The organism is Pseudoxanthomonas winnipegensis (genome assembly GCF_030322905.1).
In the GTDB taxonomy this organism is placed as follows: Bacteria; Pseudomonadota; Gammaproteobacteria; order Xanthomonadales; family Xanthomonadaceae; genus Pseudoxanthomonas_A; species Pseudoxanthomonas_A winnipegensis.
This window is the reverse complement of sequence record NZ_CP095475.1, coordinates 236,037-251,740: the sequence shown is the minus strand read 5'-3', so window position 1 is coordinate 251,740 and position 15,704 is coordinate 236,037. Positions and strand designations below refer to the sequence as shown.

Below are 15,704 nucleotides of genomic sequence, written 5' to 3'. Positions count from 1 at the left end.
GGCCTGTGTTGGCCTACTTGCGCGCGGACAGATCGATCGCGCACACCGCCGCGCCGTCGCCGCCGCCGGAGAGCTCGCGGATCGGCGGCAGCTGCTGCGCCCGGGCGATGTCGAGCTTGCCGGCCGGGCAGTCGAAGGTCAGCGGGCCGGCGGCCTTGACCGGGGCGAAGTGCCAGGAGGTCGGCTCGAGGTCGGCCGGCGTGATCCTGCCCTTGGCCTTGATCCAGGCCGCCAGGATCTCGCGACTGCCGTCGGGCGCGGCCAGCACGATGTTGCGGCCATCCAGGCCCGGGAAGCCGCCACCGCCGCTGGCGCGGTAGTTGTTGGTCACCACCACGAACGGCTGCTTCGGGTCGATCGGCTTGCCCCGGTAGGTCAGCTGGGTGATGCGCTGGCCGGCCGGCTTGGTCACATCGATCACATAGGCCACGCCGCCCTGCAGCTGATCGACGTTGTAGGGCACGTAGCGGGTGTTGACCAGCGCCTGCGGGCCGGGCTTGGCCGGGTCGATGGTGTTGTAGCGCTGGGCCGAGGTCTCCAGCCAGGCCTTGACCCCGGCGCCGTCGGTCTTCACCGCCGTCAGCGTGTTGGGATAGAAGTACAGATCGGCCGCGCTGCGCAGGGTCAGCGTGCCGGCGGGCACGTCGGTGTAGTCGTCCGGCCCGCCGAAGCCGGTGCGGAACGGCGCGGCCGCCGACAGCACCGGCACGTCCTTCAGTTCCGGATGCTGCACCGGCAGCTCGCGCAGCACGTAGTCGCGCTGGGCGGCGTTGACCACGGCCAGCGCGGTGCTGTTGCCCACATCGGCGAAGTAGCTGGAGAAGTGCACGGTGCTGGTGCCGATCGGCGTGTCGACATAGGCCTGCGCGGCCGCATGCGCACGCGCCACCAGCGGTGCGATGGCCGGATCGACCGGCACGCACTCGGTCTTGGACGTGCAGATCGGGCGCACCTCGCTGTGCGTGCCGGCCGGGTCGATCGCCCAGCGCCCGTCGCGGCGCACCAGCTTCAGGTCAATCACGCCCAGGTCCTTGCCGAAGAAGCCGCCCATCACCGCCGGCTTGCCGCGCACGAAGCCGCGCGTGGCGTCGGTCTGCGGCAGATCCTTGTAGCGCGGCCCCGGGAATTCGGTATGCGAATGGCCCAGCAGCAGCACGTCGATGCCGGGCACGCCGGCCAGGTGCCAGCCGCCGTTCTCCATGTCCGGCGTGTACGGCGCGGCGTTGAGCCCGCCGTGCAGGATGCCGACCACCAGGTCAGGGTGCTGGGCCTGGATCTGCGGCAGGTAGCGCTGCGCGGCCTCGACCACGCCGGTCACGGTGACCTTGCCTTCCAGGTTCTGCTTGTCCCAGTCCAGGATCGGCGGCGGGGTGAAGCCGATGATGGCCACGCGCAGCGGCACGCGCGCCGGCTTGCCGTCGGCGCCGGTGACGGTGATGTCCTTGGACACGATGGTCCAGGGCTGGAAGATCGGCTGGCCGTCGCGCGCGCTGAAGACGTTGGACAGCACCAGCGGGAAGTCGGGCCCCTTGCACTTGGTCTTGGCGCCGCCGTCGACGTTCATCGGCGTGCCGGTGACCTGCGACAGGAAGCCCAGGCCGTAGTTGAACTCGTGGTTGCCGGCGGTGCCGCCGTCGTAGCCCATCGCGTCGAAGGCCTGGTAGATGCCCAGCTCCTCCTCGCAGCCGACCGGCTGCACCTTGGCCTGGAAATCGGCCAGCACCGAGCCCTGGATGGTGTCGCCGCTGTCGAACAGGAAGGTATTGGGAAACTCCGCCCGCGCGCGGCGGATCAGCGTGGCCACCCGCTCATAGCCCAGCGTGGGGTCTTGCTTCTGCTTGTAGTAGTCGTAGCTGAGGATGTTGGAGTGGACGTCGGTGGTTTCCAGGATCGCCACCTGCGCGGTGGCGCCATCGGCCAGCGCCGAGCGCGTAGCGGGCGCCGAGGCGCAGCCGGCCAGCGCGGCGGGAACGGAGCAGGACAGCAGGAGCAGGCGTTTTGAGATCACGAGCGGCACGCGGCGGAGCGGGCGGGCGAAAGTAGCAGATCGCGTTGGCCTGCCAATGTCACACCGGCGCATCGGGTGCGATTGAGGCGGGGACGCAGTGATGCGCTCGCTATACTTGACGCCTGCGCGCAGCGCTCCGGCTCCTTCCGCTCCAGGGACGTCCCCGATGCCCGAGATCAGCCATCTGCTTGCCTTCGCCCTTGTCGCCTTCGGCATGGTCCTGACGCCGGGGCCGAACATGATCTATCTGATCTCGCGCTCGATCAGCCAGGGCACGTCCGCTGGCCTGATCTCCCTGATCGGCGTCGCGCTCGGCTTCGTGTTCTACATGCTGTGCGCGGCGCTGGGCATCACCGCTTTCGTGGTGGCCGTGCCCTATGCCTACGACACCTTGCGCCTGGCCGGCGCGGCCTATCTGCTGTGGCTGGCCTGGCAGGCGCTGCGCCCTGGCGGCCGCTCGCCGTTCCAGGTGCGCGACCTGCCCAAGGACGATGCCCGCAAGCTGATCACGATGGGATTCCTCACCAATCTGTTCAATCCCAAGATCGCGGTGATGTATCTGTCCCTGCTGCCGCAGTTCGTCGATCCCGCGCGCGGGGATGTGCTGAGCCAGTCGCTGGTGCTGGGCTCCACCCAGATCGTCATCAGCGTGGCGGTCAACGCCGTGATCGCCATGTTCGCCGGCCGCATCGCGCAGTTCCTGGCGCAGCGGCCGACCTGGCAGCGCGTGCAACGCTGGCTGATGGGCACGGTGCTGGCCGCGCTGGCGGTGCGCATCGCCACCGAATCGCGCCGCTAGCCTGCGGCGCCGGGCCGCGCCATACGCCGGCGCACGTGGCCGTGGGGCGATGCGGGGCTTAAGATGCCGCGCGCAACGTGTTCCCCATTCGAGAGGCATCGTCTTGATCATCCATCCCAAGGTCCGCGGATTCATCTGCACCACCACCCATCCGCTGGGCTGCGAGCTCAACGTGCGCGACCAGATCGCCGCCACGCGCGCGCACGGCGTGCGCCAGGACGGTCCGAAGAAGGTGCTGGTGATCGGCGCCTCCAGCGGCTACGGCCTGGCCGCGCGCATCAGCGCGGCGTTCGGCTTCGGCGCCGACACGCTGGGGGTGTTCTTCGAGAAGCCCGGCAGCGACAAGAAGGCCGGCACCGCGGGCTGGTACAACGCGGCCGCCTTCGACAAGTTCGCCAAGCAGGCCGGGCTGTACGCGCGCTCGATCAACGGCGATGCGTTCTCCGACGAGGCGCGGGCCAAGGTCATCGAGCTGATCAAGACCGAGATGGGCGGCCAGGTGGACCTGGTGGTGTATTCGCTGGCCTCCCCGGTGCGCAAGCTGCCGTCCACCGGCGAGCTCAAGCGCTCGGCGCTCAAGCCGATCGGCGCGCCCTACACCTCCACCGCCATCGACACCAACAAGGACACCATCACCACCGCCAGCATCGAGCCGGCCACCGAGGAAGAGATCGCCGACACGGTCACCGTCATGGGCGGCCAGGACTGGGAACTGTGGATCGATGCGCTGGCCCAGGCCGGCGTGCTGGCCCCGGCGGCCAGGACGGTGGCCTTCAGCTACATCGGCACCGAGATCACCTGGCCGATCTACTGGCACGGCGCGCTGGGCAAGGCCAAGGCCGACCTGGACGCGACCGCGCAGCGGCTGGGCGCCAGGCTCGCCGCCACCGGCGGCAGCGCCAACGTGGCCGTGCTCAAGTCGGTGGTGACCCAGGCCAGCTCGGCCATCCCGGTGATGCCGCTGTACATCTCCATCGTCTTCAAGGTGATGAAGGAGCTGGGCCTGCACGAGGGCACCATCGAGCAGCTGGACCGTCTGTTCCGCGAGCGCATGTACCGCGCCGACGGGGCCGCGCCGGAGCTGGACGACGAGCAGCGCCTGCGCCTGGACGACTGGGAGCTCAAGCCCGAGGTGCAGACCGCGGCCAAGGCGATCTGGCCGCAGGTCACCAGCGAGAACCTGTTCGAGCTGACCGACTACGCCAACTACAAGCGCGAGTTCCTCAAGCTGTTCGGCTTCGAGCGCGACGATGTGGATTACGACGCCGATGTCGATCCGGACGTGAAGTTCGATGTGATCGAGCTCTGAGGAGCGTTGCGCAGGAACGGGTAGGGAGGAACAAGGGACGACACGTAAGCGCCTCCCTTGAACCTCCCACCTTCATTCCCGCGAACGCGGGAACTGCTGTTCGGCAGACGCACGTCTGACCATGCAGCGCCGCTGGCTTCACAGCGCGAACGTCCATGGATTCCCGCGTTCGCGGGAATGACGGTAGGGGTTGGTTGCGGGCTCCTGCTCGCGCCCCATTCCTCCGCCCTCGCTCCTGTTTCTCACGGAACATTTCCCCGCGCGGCGTATGTTTGCCGCTTCCGCTCTCCCCCCTGTCTCCCCCACTTCCGCCACGATGAATCCAGCCTCGCCCCCCCACGGCGCGCCCGCGGTGATCCGTGTCACCGCCGGCAATTTCCTCGAGATGTACGACTTCATGGTCTATGGCTTCTACGCCACGACCATCGGTCACACCTTCTTCCCCTCGCAGAACGCCTTCGCCTCGCTGATGCTGTCGCTGGCGACCTTCGGCGCGGGCTTCCTGATGCGCCCGCTCGGCGCGCTGGTGCTGGGCGCCTACATCGACCGCCACGGCCGGCGCAAAGGCCTGCTGCTGACGCTGGGGCTGATGTCGCTGGGCGTGCTGCTGATCGCCTTCGTGCCCGGCTACGCCACGCTGGGCGTGCTGGCGCCGCTGCTGGTGCTGCTGGGCCGGCTGCTGCAGGGCTTCTCGGCCGGTGCGGAGCTGGGCGGCGTGTCGGTCTACCTGTCCGAGATCGCCACGCCCGGCCACCGCGGCTTCTACGTGGCCTGGCAGTCGGCCAGCCAGCAGGTGGCGGTGGTGTTCGCCGGCGCGCTGGGCGTGGCCCTGCACGCGTGGCTGGCGCCAGCGCAGATGGACGCCTGGGGCTGGCGCATCCCGTTCTTCATCGGTTGCCTGATCGTGCCGGTGATCTTCTTCATCCGGCGCTCGATGGAGGAAAGCCCGGAGTTCGCCGCGCGCACCGAGCGCCCGGACGGCCGCGCGGTGCTGCGCTCGCTGCGGCAGAACACCGGCGTGGTGCTGGCCGGCGTGGGCATGGTGATGATGACCACGGTGTCCTTCTACCTGATCACCGCCTACATGCCGACCTACGGCCGCGACGCGCTGCAGCTGTCCGACCTGGACAGCCTGCTGGTGACCTGCTGCATCGGCCTGTCCAACTTCGTCTGGCTGCCGGTGTTCGGCGCGCTGAGCGACCGCGTCGGCCGCCGCCCGCTGCTGGTGGCCGCATCCCTGGCCACCCTGCTCACCGCCTGGCCGCTGCTGCACTGGCTGGTGGCCTCGCCCTCGTTCGTGCGGCTGCTGATCGCTGGCGAATGGCTCTCGCTGCTCTACGGCGCCTACAACGGCGCGATGGTGGTGGCGTTGACGGAGGTGATGCCGGCCTCGGTGCGCACCACCGGCTTCTCGCTGGCCTACAGCCTGGCCACGGCGACCATGGGCGGCTTCACCCCGGCGGTCTCGACCTGGCTGATCCACGCCACCGGCAGCAAGGCGGCCCCGGCGCTGTGGCTGTCGCTGGCCGCGCTGATCGGCCTGGCGGCGACGCTGGTGCTGTTCCGTCGCGCGCGGGTGCAGGTCGGCGAGCCGACGCCTTCCTGAGCCTGGTGGCGGGCGTGGGCGAACGCTCGGCGGTGCGCTCACCGCCCCGCCTCGGCCGCGTTCCTAGCTGCGCTGCATGCCCCAGCGCCGCACGGTCAGCCGCTCCAGGCCGCTGAAGACCACCACTTCCACCAGCAGCCCCAGCACGATCACCATGGCCAGGCCGGCGAACACCTTGTCGGTGTAGAGCTCGTTGCGGTTCTGGAAGATGTACCAGCCCAGCCCGCCCTGGCCCGAGGTGGCGCCGAACACCAGCTCGGCGGCAATCAGCGTGCGCCAGGCGAAGGCCCAGGCGATCTTCAGCCCCGACAGGATCGAGGGCAGCGCCGCGGGCACCAGCAGCTGCACGACATAGCGCGGTCCGCGCAGGCCCAGGTTACGCCCGGCCATGCGCAGGGTCTGCGGCACCGCCTCGAACCCGGCGAAGGTGCTCAGCGCCAGCGGCCACAGCACCGAGTGCACCAGCACGAACACCAGGCTGCCGGTGCCCAGCCCGAACCACAGCAGCGCCAGCGGCAGCAGCGCGATGGCCGGCAGCGGATTGAACATCGCCACCAGCGTGCTCAGCACATCGCGGCCGATGCGCGTGGAGGCCGCCAGCGCGGTCAGCGCGAACGCGCCGAGCACGCCCAGCGCATAGCCCTGCGCCAGCACCCACAGCGAGGCGGCCACGCGGCGCGGCAACTCGCCGGAGATCAGCCCGTCGTAGAAGGCGCGCGCGGTCTGCAGGAAGCTCGGCAGCAGCAGGTCGTTGCCGACCAGGCGCGCGGCGATCTCCCAGACGAGGGCCAGCACCACCAGCACCAGCGCGCGGCGCAGGCCATCCGGCCAGGGCCGGCGCCGCGCCTGCGGGATCGCGCGCGCGGCCTCCACCGGCACCACGCTGCGCGTGTATTCCGGGCGCACCGGCGGCTGCCGGCGCAGCGGCGTGGCCACCGCGCTCATGCCTGGGCCTCGCTGCGCGTGCGCAGCGGCGTCGGCGCGGCGTGCGGCGCCTCGAACAGCAGGTGGTGGATATGCGCGCTGGCCTGCTGGAAGGCGACGCTGGCGCCGCTGCCGGCATCGAACTGGTGCGCGTTGAGTTCGGCGCGCACCTGGCCCGGGTGCGGCGAGAGCAGCAGCACCCGGCTGCCGACCACCAGCGCCTCGTCAATGGAATGGGTGACGAACAACAGGGTGAAGCGCACCTGCTCCCACAGCTCCAGCAGCTGGGCCTGCATGCGCTGGCGGGTCAGCGCGTCCAGCGCGGCGAAGGGCTCGTCCATCAGCAGCACGCGCGGCTGCATCGCCAGCGCGCGGGCGATGGCCACGCGCTGCTTCATGCCGCCGGACAGGGTGTGCGGATAGGCGTCGGCGAAGGCGGTCAGGCCGACCTTCTCCAGCGCATCGCCGGCGCGTTCGCGCGCCTCGGCCCGGCCCAACCTGCGCGCGACGCGCAGGCCGAACTCGACGTTCTGCCGCACCGTCTTCCACGGCGCCAGCTGGTCGAACTCCTGGAACACCACGCCGCGATCCGGCCCGGGCGCGGCGACCGGCGTCCCGTCCAGCCGGATCTGGCCCTCGCTCGGCGTCAGGAACCCGGCCACCGCCTTGAGCAGGGTCGACTTGCCGCAGCCCGACGGGCCCAGCAGCACGAAGCGGTCGGCCTCGTGCACGTCGAAGCTCACCCGGTGGGTGGCGCGCACCACGCGCCCGGCCTCGGCGTACTCCAGGCTGACGTGGTCCACCTGCAGCATCGGCTGCGGCAATGCGTGCACGTTCATGGCCTAGAGCGTGTCATGGGCTTTGAGGCGAGTGCGAAGCCGCCTGGGGCGCGTCGAGTCAAGGCGCGCGCCGCCGCCCAGGCTGGCCGCCTGGGCAAGGGGCGCAACGCAGGATCGGCGCGCCCCAGGCGACTTCCCGGAGGGTTGGCCGTCAGCGGCACGGAGCCGGCGCCGCGCGGCTTGCCTTGGCGGCCAGCCAAGGCCGCACCGCGCGACACCACCTCCGCACCGCTGACGACCAACGCATCTCGCCTCAAAGCCCATGACACGCTCTAGCTCCCGCCCGCGATCAGCGGGTCGTCGAAGAAGTAGTCGCCCACCGCGCCCGGCGCCTGCTTGATCGCGCCGACCTGCTGCATGAAGCGGCCCAGCCCCAGCGTGTTCTGCGGCGCGATGGTGAACTGCACCTGCGGATCGCGCAGCACGGCCAGCACCTGCTCGCGCTCGCTGCCCGGATTGCGCTGCACGTAGACCTCGGCCGCCTCCTCGGGATGGGCGACGATGAACTTGGCCGCCTGGTCCAGCCCGGCCAGGAAGGCGTGGTACAGCGCGGGATTGTCCTTGCGGAACTTCGCCGTGGCGTACAGCACCGTGGCCGAGGACGGACCGCCCAGCACCTGATAAGAGTCCAGGATCACGTGCGCGGCCGGATTGCGCGCCAGCTCCTGCTGCTGGAACGGCGGAGTGGAGAAATGCGCGGTGATCTCGCTGCCGCCGGAGATGATCGCCGCCGCCGCGTCCGGATGCGGCAGCGCGACCTGCTGCGCATCCAGCTTCAGCGCCTGCGCCTGGCCCCAGCGCTGGGCCGAGGCGTACTGCAGGATGCGCGCCTGCACCGACACGCCGACCGCCGGCACGGCGATGCGATCGCTCGGGCGCAGATCGTCGATGCTGCGCACCGACGGCGCGTTGCTGATCAGCTGATAGGGGAAGTTGCCCAGCGAGGCCACGCCGCGCACGTCCTGGCGGCCGCGCGTGCGGTCCCACAGGGTGAACAGCGGCCCGGTGCCGGCGCCGGCCACGTCGATGGCGCCGCTGAGCAGCGCATCGTTGATCGCCGCGCCGCCCGACAGCTGCCGGGTCTCCACCTTGACCGCCAGGCCCTGGGCCTTGGCCTGCTCGACGATGAAACCCTTGGCGTCGGCCACGTCCAGCAGCAGGTAGACGATGCCGAACTGCTTGCCGATGCGCAGCGTGGCCTGCTGCGACGCCGCGCCCGCCGGCGCTTCGCCCTGGCCGGCGTTGCCGCAGGCCGCCAGCAGCGCGGCGCACAGCAGCAGCGCCGTGGCGGGCAGCAGGCGGCGGCGCAGGAACGCGCGGGTCGATGCGGAACGTGGGGGCATTGGACAGGCTCGGGATTGGGGATTCGGGATTAGGGATTGGGCGCGCTGCTTCAGAACGGCACGTCGCCCTCGATGGTGGTGCGGTAGAGCAGGCGGCGTTCGCTGTCAGGGGTGCCGGCGGCCAGGTGCATGACCGAGCGGTTGTCCCAGAACACCAGGTCGTGCGGCTGCCAGCGATGGCGGTACACCAGGGATTCCCGCGTGCTCAGCGCGAACAGCTCGGCCAGCAGCGCATCGCTTTCGTCCTGCGGCAGGTCGACGATGCGGGTGGTGAAGTGCTCGCTGACGAACAGCGCGCGGCGGCCGGTCTCCGGATGGGTGCGCACCACCGGATGCCGCACCGGCACGACCTCGTCGATCTGTTCCTGGGTCAGCGCCGGGCGATAGGGATTGCGCGCACGCAGCTCCTCGTACTTGGCCAGGTAGCTGTGCTCGGCGAGGCGGCCGTCGATGGCGCGGCGCAGCTCGGCCGGCAGCGTGTCGAAGGCCAGGTGCTGGTTGGCGAACAAGGTGTCGCCGCCCTCGCGCGGCAGCTCCTGCGCGTGCAGCAGCGAGCCCAGGCTGGGCCGCTCCTTGTAGGACAGGTCCGAATGCCAGTAGTGGCCCGCATCGCCCAGGCCGATCGGCTTGCCGTCCTGCTTGATGTTGGACACCACCAGCACCTCCGGATGCCCGGCCAGCTGGAAGTTGCGCAGCACGTGGATCTGCAGCGGCCCGAAGCGGCGGCTGAAGTCCACCTGCTGGGCCGGGGTGATGCGCGCATCGCGGAACACCAGCACGTGGTGGTCCAGGTGCGCGCGGTGGATGCGCGCGAAGGTCGCCGCGCTCAGCGGGCGCGACAGGTCCAGGCCCCAGACTTCCGCGCCCAGCGGCGAGTCGAAGGGGACGATCTCCACAGCGTCGGCGATGGCAGGGGAAACGGCGTGGGCAGCGACAGCCATGGGCGGCTCCGGGAGGGATCACGTCCAACGGCGCCGTGCGCCGCCGGACCTGCCACCCTAGGGGCCGTCAGACGGCGACTGAAATAGCCATCGGGCATGTCATCCGCCTTCGATGGCATATGCCGCGCAAGGCGGCCGTCAGGAACGGGCCTTCCCCGGCCCGCCGGGCGCCCAGGCCGGCAGCGTGCGGCCGCGGGCGACCTTGAGGATGCGGCCCCAGATGCGGGCGAACAGCTCGGTCAGCTGCTGATGGTCCATGCCGTGCGGATGGCCGCGCGATCCGGCCTCGTAATGCGCCAGCGCCTCGATCAGCGAGGCGCGCGGGTAACGCACGTACAGCGTGTAGACCAGCTCGATCAGCGGCCAGCAGCGGTGGATGTCGTCGCCCGCCTTGGCGCAGGGCAGGTCCATGAAGCGCGTCCGCCAGTATTCCTGCTCGACCTCGAGGTCCAGCCAGTCTGGCCAATCGCGGCGGCTCGGGTCCTGATCCATGGGAGGGACGTTACCCGGCGGCCGGGAAGCCGGCGTGACGGCAATCCCACTCCCCCGCCGCCCGGGCGTGCTGCGCCGCGCCAGCCGGCGACGCGATCCTGCGGCACCATGCCCTTCCCCTACGCGCGCCGGGAGCGCCATGTTCCGTCCCCTGTTCCTGCTGGCGTGCACGACGCTGTGCGCCGGCGCCGCGCTCGCCCAGCAGCCGCCGGCGCGCACCTGGGCCAATCCGGTCGACCTGGACTATCGCTACAACTTCGAGCAGCTCAACGAAGGCATCAGCTACCGCACCGGCGCGGACCCGGCGATCGTGCGCCATGGCGATGCCTGGTACCTGTTCCTGACCATCGCCGACGGCTACTGGCGCTCCACCGACCTGCTGCACTGGACCTTCGTCCGGCCCAGCCGCTGGCCGTTCGAGGCCCTGGTCGCGCCGGCGGCCGTGTCCGACGGGCAGCGCCTGGTGCTGATGCAGTCGGCCTTCGCCCCGCGCGCGGTGCTGCAGAGCACCGATCCGGCCAGCGGCCGGCTGGACTTCCTCACCCGCCTGCTGCCCGAACTGACCGATGCGGTGAAGGAGAACTGGGACAGCCAGGTGCCGCCGGGCATGATCCCGTCGGGCCCCTGGGACCCGGATCTGTTCATCGACGACGACGGCCAGTGGTATCTGTACTGGGGCAGCTCGGACGTGTATCCGCTCTACGGCATCGCGCTGGACCGCACCGCGCGCGGCCTGGCCTATCGCGGCCATCCCCAGGCCCTGCTGGCACTCGACCCGACGCGGCACGGCTGGGAGCGCTTCGGCCAGGACCATCGCGGCGCGGTCTTCCCCGACGGCCGGCCGGTGGGCAACTACCTGGAAGGCGCGTGGATGACCAAGCACGCCGGGCGCTACTACCTGCAGTACGCCGCACCAGGCACCGAACACAACAGCTACGCGACCGGCACCTATGTGGGCGATGCGCCGCTGGGGCCGTTCACCTACGCGGCCTACAACCCGGTCGCCTACAAGCCGGGCGGCTTCGTCCAGGGTGCCGGACACGGCTCGACCTTCCAGGACGCGCACGGCAACTGGTTCAACAGCGGCACGCCGTGGATCGGGGCGAACTGGACCTTCGAGCGGCGCATCGCCCTGTTCCCGGCCGGCTTCTACCCCGATGGCCAGATGCGCGTGTCCACGCGCTTCGGCGACTTCCCGCACTGGATGCCGGACGGCCCGGTCGATGATCCCGAGGCGCTGTTCACCGGCTGGATGTTGCTGTCCTACCGCAAGCGGGCCATGGCCTCGTCCGACGACGGTACCCATCGCGCGGCCAATGTCACCGACGAGGATCCGCGCACGTTCTGGGTGGCCGCCTCGGCCGACGCGGGCCAGACGCTGAGCGTGGACCTGGGCGGCGAGCGCACGGTGCGCGCGGTGCAGGTCGACTTCGCCGACTTCCAGTCCGGGGTGTTCGGCGACGGGCCGCAGGTGTACACCAGCTTCCGGCTGCAGCACTCGCACGATGGCCAGCACTGGGCGCCGCTGGCCGAGGTCGGCGACGACCCGGCCACGCGCCGCGACCGCCCCAACGCCTACCTGCCGCTGCCCGAGCCGGTGCGCACGCGCTACATCCGCTACGTGCACGGCCATGTCGGCGCGCAGCACCTGGCGATCAGCGACCTGCGCGTGTTCGGCAACGCCGACGGCCCCGCCCCGCCCGCGCCCACCGGCCTGCGCGCCACGCGCGAGACCGATCGCCGCAACGCGACCGTCCGTTGGAACCCGGTCCCCGGCGCGGTCGGCTACAACGTGCGCTGGGGCCTGCGCGCCGACCGGCTGACCCTGACCTACCAGGTCTTCGCCGACCGCGGCACCACGCTGGACCTGCGCGCATTGAACACCGACCCTGGCTATGTGGTGTCGGTGGAAGCCTTCGACGAACGCGACGTGTCGCCGCTGGCCGCGCCGGTCGCGCTGCCGTAGCCGCGGCGCGCGGGCAAAAAAAGGCCGGGGGGAACCGGCCAGAAGGAGAACGCCACCGGCCCTGCGTGCGACTTGCTCAGGGTCGCGCCCATGGTCCTTGCGAGCGGCGTTCCTTGCCGTTGCGAGGGCTGCTGCCGGGGCGGATCGAGCATCGCCCGTCTCGCCTGACGCAGGCCGTCGGGCGATATCCCGCTACGGCGTAGGAAAAATCCGAATGCGCGCAGGACTGCACACCCGGTCACGACCTTCGCCCCGGATCACTGGACCTGGCCGCTCGGTGGGAGCAACTGTCTCCTCAAATCCCGCAGCCGCCTGTCTGTAGAGCGGAGCTTGCTCCGCTGGGGCATTCCCTACGAACCGAACGAAACGCAGCGGAGCGAGCTCCGCTCTACAGGGGGGAGCGGAGCGCTGCGATGGCGCGCCTCAGGCGGCCGATGACCAGCGGCCCGGCATGCCGCCCGACTGCGGGATGGCGCGGCGCGCGCCGGCGCCGCCGCGCATGCAGCTCCAGCGCGGGCGGCCGCAGCCGACCAGGATGGTATCGGTGGCGATCTCGAAGGCCTCGGTCTGGGCGACGCTGAAGTTGCGCGTCAGGTCTTCGTAGACCTCGGCGAACGCGCTCCACCAGTCCTGCCCTTCGGACGCCTGCTCGGTGTGCGTGGCCACGTACTCGGCCACCAGATCGATGGCCTGGCGCACTTCCTGGTCGCTCACGCCCCGGCGGAAGATGCGCTCCTCGATGTCGCGGGCCGCGGCCGACAGAGGCTGTTGTCTTACTGCGTTCATGCGATGCGCTGCCTGGCGGCGGGTCAAAACCGGGCGGCATGGTGGGCACAGCGATGTTTACGAGGGGTGTAGGCCAGATGCCATCCGCGTTGCAGGCCGCGCAGGCCTTGCCGCTACTGCGTTTGCCACTGAACAAGCGGTTGGGAATGTGATCGCCGGGCCGCGCCGACCGCCTTCGCTGGCGCAGTCAAGCCGCACTGCGGCAAGCACTTGCGCGATGAGCCCGGATGAGGGTCAGGCCCGCGCGGCGTGCGCGCGCTTGACCTGATACATGGCCACGTCGGCCTCGCGCATCAGCGCCGCGATGTCGTAATGCGGCCCGTATTGCACCGACACGCCGATGCTCGGCGTCACCTGCAGCGCGTGCGCGTTGGCCAGCAGCGGCGTGCGCATGGCGTACTCCAGCTTGCGCACCACGGCCTCCGGGTCCGAGGCATCGTGCACGTGGTGCAGCAGTACCACGAATTCATCGCCGGCCAGGCGGGCGACGAAGTCCTCCGGGCGCAGCGTCTGGCGCAGGCGCTCGCCGAAGCCGCACAGCACCGCATCGCCGGTCTCGTGGCCGTAGGTGTCGTTGATCGGCTTGAAGCCGTCCAGGTCGATGAACAGCACCGCCAGCGGCTCGCCGGTGGTGCGCGCACGGGCCAGGGCGATGTCCAGCTCGACCATCCAGGCCAGGCGGTTAGGCAGGCCGGTGAGCGGGTCGGTCAGCGCGCGCTCCTGCAGCATGCGCGAGAGCCGGGTCTGGGCGGTGACGTCGTGTACGGTCAGCAGGAAGCCGGCGCGGCGCGCATCGCCGGGCGCCCGCGGGGTCGCGTCCGGCACATAGATGGCGTGCATGTGGCGCAGCTCGCCGTGGCGGTCGACCACGTCCAGGTCGAACTCGGCCGTCTGCCCGGCCAGTGCGGCATCGGCGTGCGGCAGGAGGCTGGCGAAGTGCTCGGGGGCGAGCACCTCGGCCATGTGCCGGCCGATGACATCGCCGGGCGGCCGCCCCAGCCAGTGCGCGTAATGGCGGTTGACGAACTCGTAGCGCAGATCCTGGCCCACCCGCGCCACCAGCGCCGGCACGTTGTCGGTGATGGTGCGCAGGCGCTGCTCGCTTTCGCGCAGCGCGGATTCGGCCTGCCGCTGCTGGGTGAAGTCCTGGATCTGCGAGACCAGGTGCAGCGGCGCGCCGTGCGCGTCGCGGATCAGCGACACCGACAGGTGGGCGTGGAGCAGGTGACCGTCCCGGTGGAAGTAACGCTTGTCCAGCTGGTAGCTGGTGCGCTCGCCACGCAGCAGCTCGTCCAGCAGGTCCAGATCGACATCCAGGTCCTGCGGATGGGTCAGCCGCTGGAAGTCCAGCCGCATCAGCTCATCGCGCGTGTAGCCGAAGATCGCGCACACCGCGTCGTTGACGTCCAGCCACTGGCCTTCCAGCGACACCAGCGCCATGCCCTGCGCAGCGGCGGAGAACGCCTCGCGGAAGCGCCGGCCTTCCACCAGCGCCGCCTCCTGCGAGGCGCGCAGCCGGGTGATGTCGTGCATCACCACCACCGCGCCCAGCAGCGAGCCGTCGGGCGCGCGCAGCGGGTCGCCGTTGCACAGCACCGAGCGCGAGGGCTGGCCGGCGGCCAGGATCACGATCTCGGCCTCCTGCACATGTTCGCCCGACAGCGCGCGCACCAGCGGAATCTGGTCGGTGCGCAGCGGCGTCCTGCCGTCGGCCTGGAACAGGTCGAAATGCCGGGCCCACTGCGCCTGCGGCACCTTGGCCGGGTCCAGGCCGTGCCAGGCGCGCGCCTGGCGATTGAACTGGCCCAGCTGGCCCTGCGCGTCGCAGGTGACCACCGCATCGGGCATGGACTCGAGCAGGCGTTCGAGGGTCTGCTCGCGCGCCTCGGCGTGGTGCAGCACGCTGCGCGTCTCCAGTGCGCCGGTGGTGCGCGTGGCCAGCCGCAGCAGGCCCTCGCGCTGGGCCTCGGTGAGCTGGCGCGGGACCGTGTCGATGACGCACAGCGCGCCGTAGACATGGCCGCTGCTGCCCACCAGCGGCGCGCCGGCGTAGAAGCGCATGTGCGGCTCTCCCACCACCAGCGGGTTGTCCACGAAGCGCGCATCGGCGCTCAGGTCGGACACTTCCAGCAGCCCGCCGTGCTCCAGCGCGTGCGCGCACAGCGCCATGTGCCGGGGCGTCTGCGGCAGGCCCAGGCCGACGCGCGCCTTGAACCACTGCCGTGCCTCGTCGACCAGGCTGACCAGCGCGATCGGCGTCTCGCACAAGCGGGCGGCCAGCCAGGTCAGATCGTCGAACATCGGCTCGGCCGGGCTGTCCAGCACCTGCAGCGCGCGCAACGCGGCCAGTCGATCGGGCTCGTGCGGTGTCGTCGGCTTGGCAGGATCGGCGGGTGCGGACATGCGGACGTCTCGTGGAAGACCGTGCGGCGCGGCGCCGGCCTCGCGGAATTATCGGGCCAGCGCGCCCGGTTCGGAACACAGCCCGCTGCAGCCTGCCTGCAGCGGCGGCATGCCGTGGTGAGCGCGGGCGCACCTGCCTGAACGTCCGTACAGGCAGGCCGGGCGCGGCCCCGCATCGCGCCGACGGCCGACCCGGCGCTGGCAGGGCCTAGGCGCCCGAGGCGATGTGCTGTTGCAGCATCGGCAACGGACTTTGTCGCACAGCGGGCTGTCTGCCCGGCACGGGGC

At 70.7% G+C, this 15,704-nt stretch carries 12 protein-coding genes; 4 read left to right on the top strand and 8 right to left on the bottom strand.

Annotated features, from left to right (window positions below; genetic code table 11):
- Positions 1-13 precede the first annotated feature (13 nt).
- The gene (locus tag MWN52_RS01110; protein ID WP_425608143.1) at positions 14-2,005 is read right to left on the bottom strand and encodes a bifunctional 2',3'-cyclic-nucleotide 2'-phosphodiesterase/3'-nucleotidase; all 1,992 of its coding nucleotides are present in this window, start codon (positions 2,003-2,005) and stop codon (positions 14-16) included.
- A 169-nt stretch (positions 2,006-2,174) separates the two neighbouring features.
- On the opposite strand from MWN52_RS01110, the gene MWN52_RS01105 reads away from it, so the two are divergent.
- From MWN52_RS01105 to tcuC, 3 genes are all read left to right on the top strand, one after another.
- On the top strand, positions 2,175-2,807 hold the full coding sequence (locus MWN52_RS01105; RefSeq protein WP_286576163.1) for a LysE family translocator: 633 nt from the start codon (positions 2,175-2,177) through the stop codon (positions 2,805-2,807).
- A 103-nt stretch (positions 2,808-2,910) separates the two neighbouring features.
- Positions 2,911-4,116: an enoyl-ACP reductase FabV gene (gene fabV, locus MWN52_RS01100; protein WP_286576161.1), complete on the top strand. Its 1,206-nt coding sequence runs from the start codon at positions 2,911-2,913 to the stop codon at positions 4,114-4,116.
- Positions 4,117-4,432: 316 nt separating this feature from the next.
- Complete coding sequence (tcuC, locus tag MWN52_RS01095; RefSeq protein ID WP_286576160.1) at positions 4,433-5,722, top strand: MFS transporter; 1,290 nt, start codon at positions 4,433-4,435, stop codon at positions 5,720-5,722.
- Between the two features lie 63 nt (positions 5,723-5,785).
- Here the strand turns inward: tcuC and MWN52_RS01090 are convergent, their stop codons facing one another.
- From MWN52_RS01090 to MWN52_RS01070, 5 genes are all read right to left on the bottom strand, one after another.
- Entirely contained in the window at positions 5,786-6,667 is an 882-nt protein-coding gene (locus MWN52_RS01090) for an ABC transporter permease (RefSeq protein ID WP_286576159.1), read from the bottom strand.
- Entirely contained in the window at positions 6,664-7,470 is an 807-nt protein-coding gene (locus MWN52_RS01085) for an ABC transporter ATP-binding protein (RefSeq protein ID WP_425608142.1), read from the bottom strand. Before MWN52_RS01085 ends, MWN52_RS01090 begins: the two co-directional genes overlap by 4 nt.
- Positions 7,471-7,757: 287 nt before the next feature.
- The gene (locus MWN52_RS01080; RefSeq protein ID WP_345783503.1) at positions 7,758-8,828 is read right to left on the bottom strand and encodes an ABC transporter substrate-binding protein; all 1,071 of its coding nucleotides are present in this window, start codon (positions 8,826-8,828) and stop codon (positions 7,758-7,760) included.
- Between the two features lie 50 nt (positions 8,829-8,878).
- Complete coding sequence (locus MWN52_RS01075; RefSeq protein WP_286576158.1) at positions 8,879-9,769, bottom strand: TauD/TfdA dioxygenase family protein; 891 nt, start codon at positions 9,767-9,769, stop codon at positions 8,879-8,881.
- 138 nt (positions 9,770-9,907) lie between these two features.
- On the bottom strand, positions 9,908-10,261 hold the full coding sequence (locus MWN52_RS01070) for a hypothetical protein (protein WP_286576157.1): 354 nt from the start codon (positions 10,259-10,261) through the stop codon (positions 9,908-9,910).
- Positions 10,262-10,400: 139 nt separating this feature from the next.
- Between MWN52_RS01070 and MWN52_RS01065 the strand changes: the two genes are divergently transcribed.
- Positions 10,401-12,227 carry a family 43 glycosylhydrolase gene (locus tag MWN52_RS01065; RefSeq protein WP_286576156.1) on the top strand — a complete coding sequence of 609 codons (1,827 nt, stop codon included), beginning with the start codon at positions 10,401-10,403 and terminating at the stop codon, positions 12,225-12,227.
- Between the two features lie 423 nt (positions 12,228-12,650).
- On the opposite strand, the gene MWN52_RS01060 is transcribed toward MWN52_RS01065, so the two are convergent.
- Together MWN52_RS01060 and MWN52_RS01055 are read right to left on the bottom strand one after the other, a co-directional pair.
- Positions 12,651-13,013, bottom strand: a complete 363-nt coding sequence (locus tag MWN52_RS01060) for a hypothetical protein (protein ID WP_286576155.1) — start codon at positions 13,011-13,013, stop codon at positions 12,651-12,653.
- 234 nt (positions 13,014-13,247) lie between these two features.
- A complete protein-coding gene (locus tag MWN52_RS01055) occupies positions 13,248-15,416 on the bottom strand; it encodes a sensor domain-containing diguanylate cyclase (RefSeq protein ID WP_286576153.1) in 2,169 nt (722 codons plus the stop codon).
- Positions 15,417-15,704: the final 288 nt, after the last annotated feature.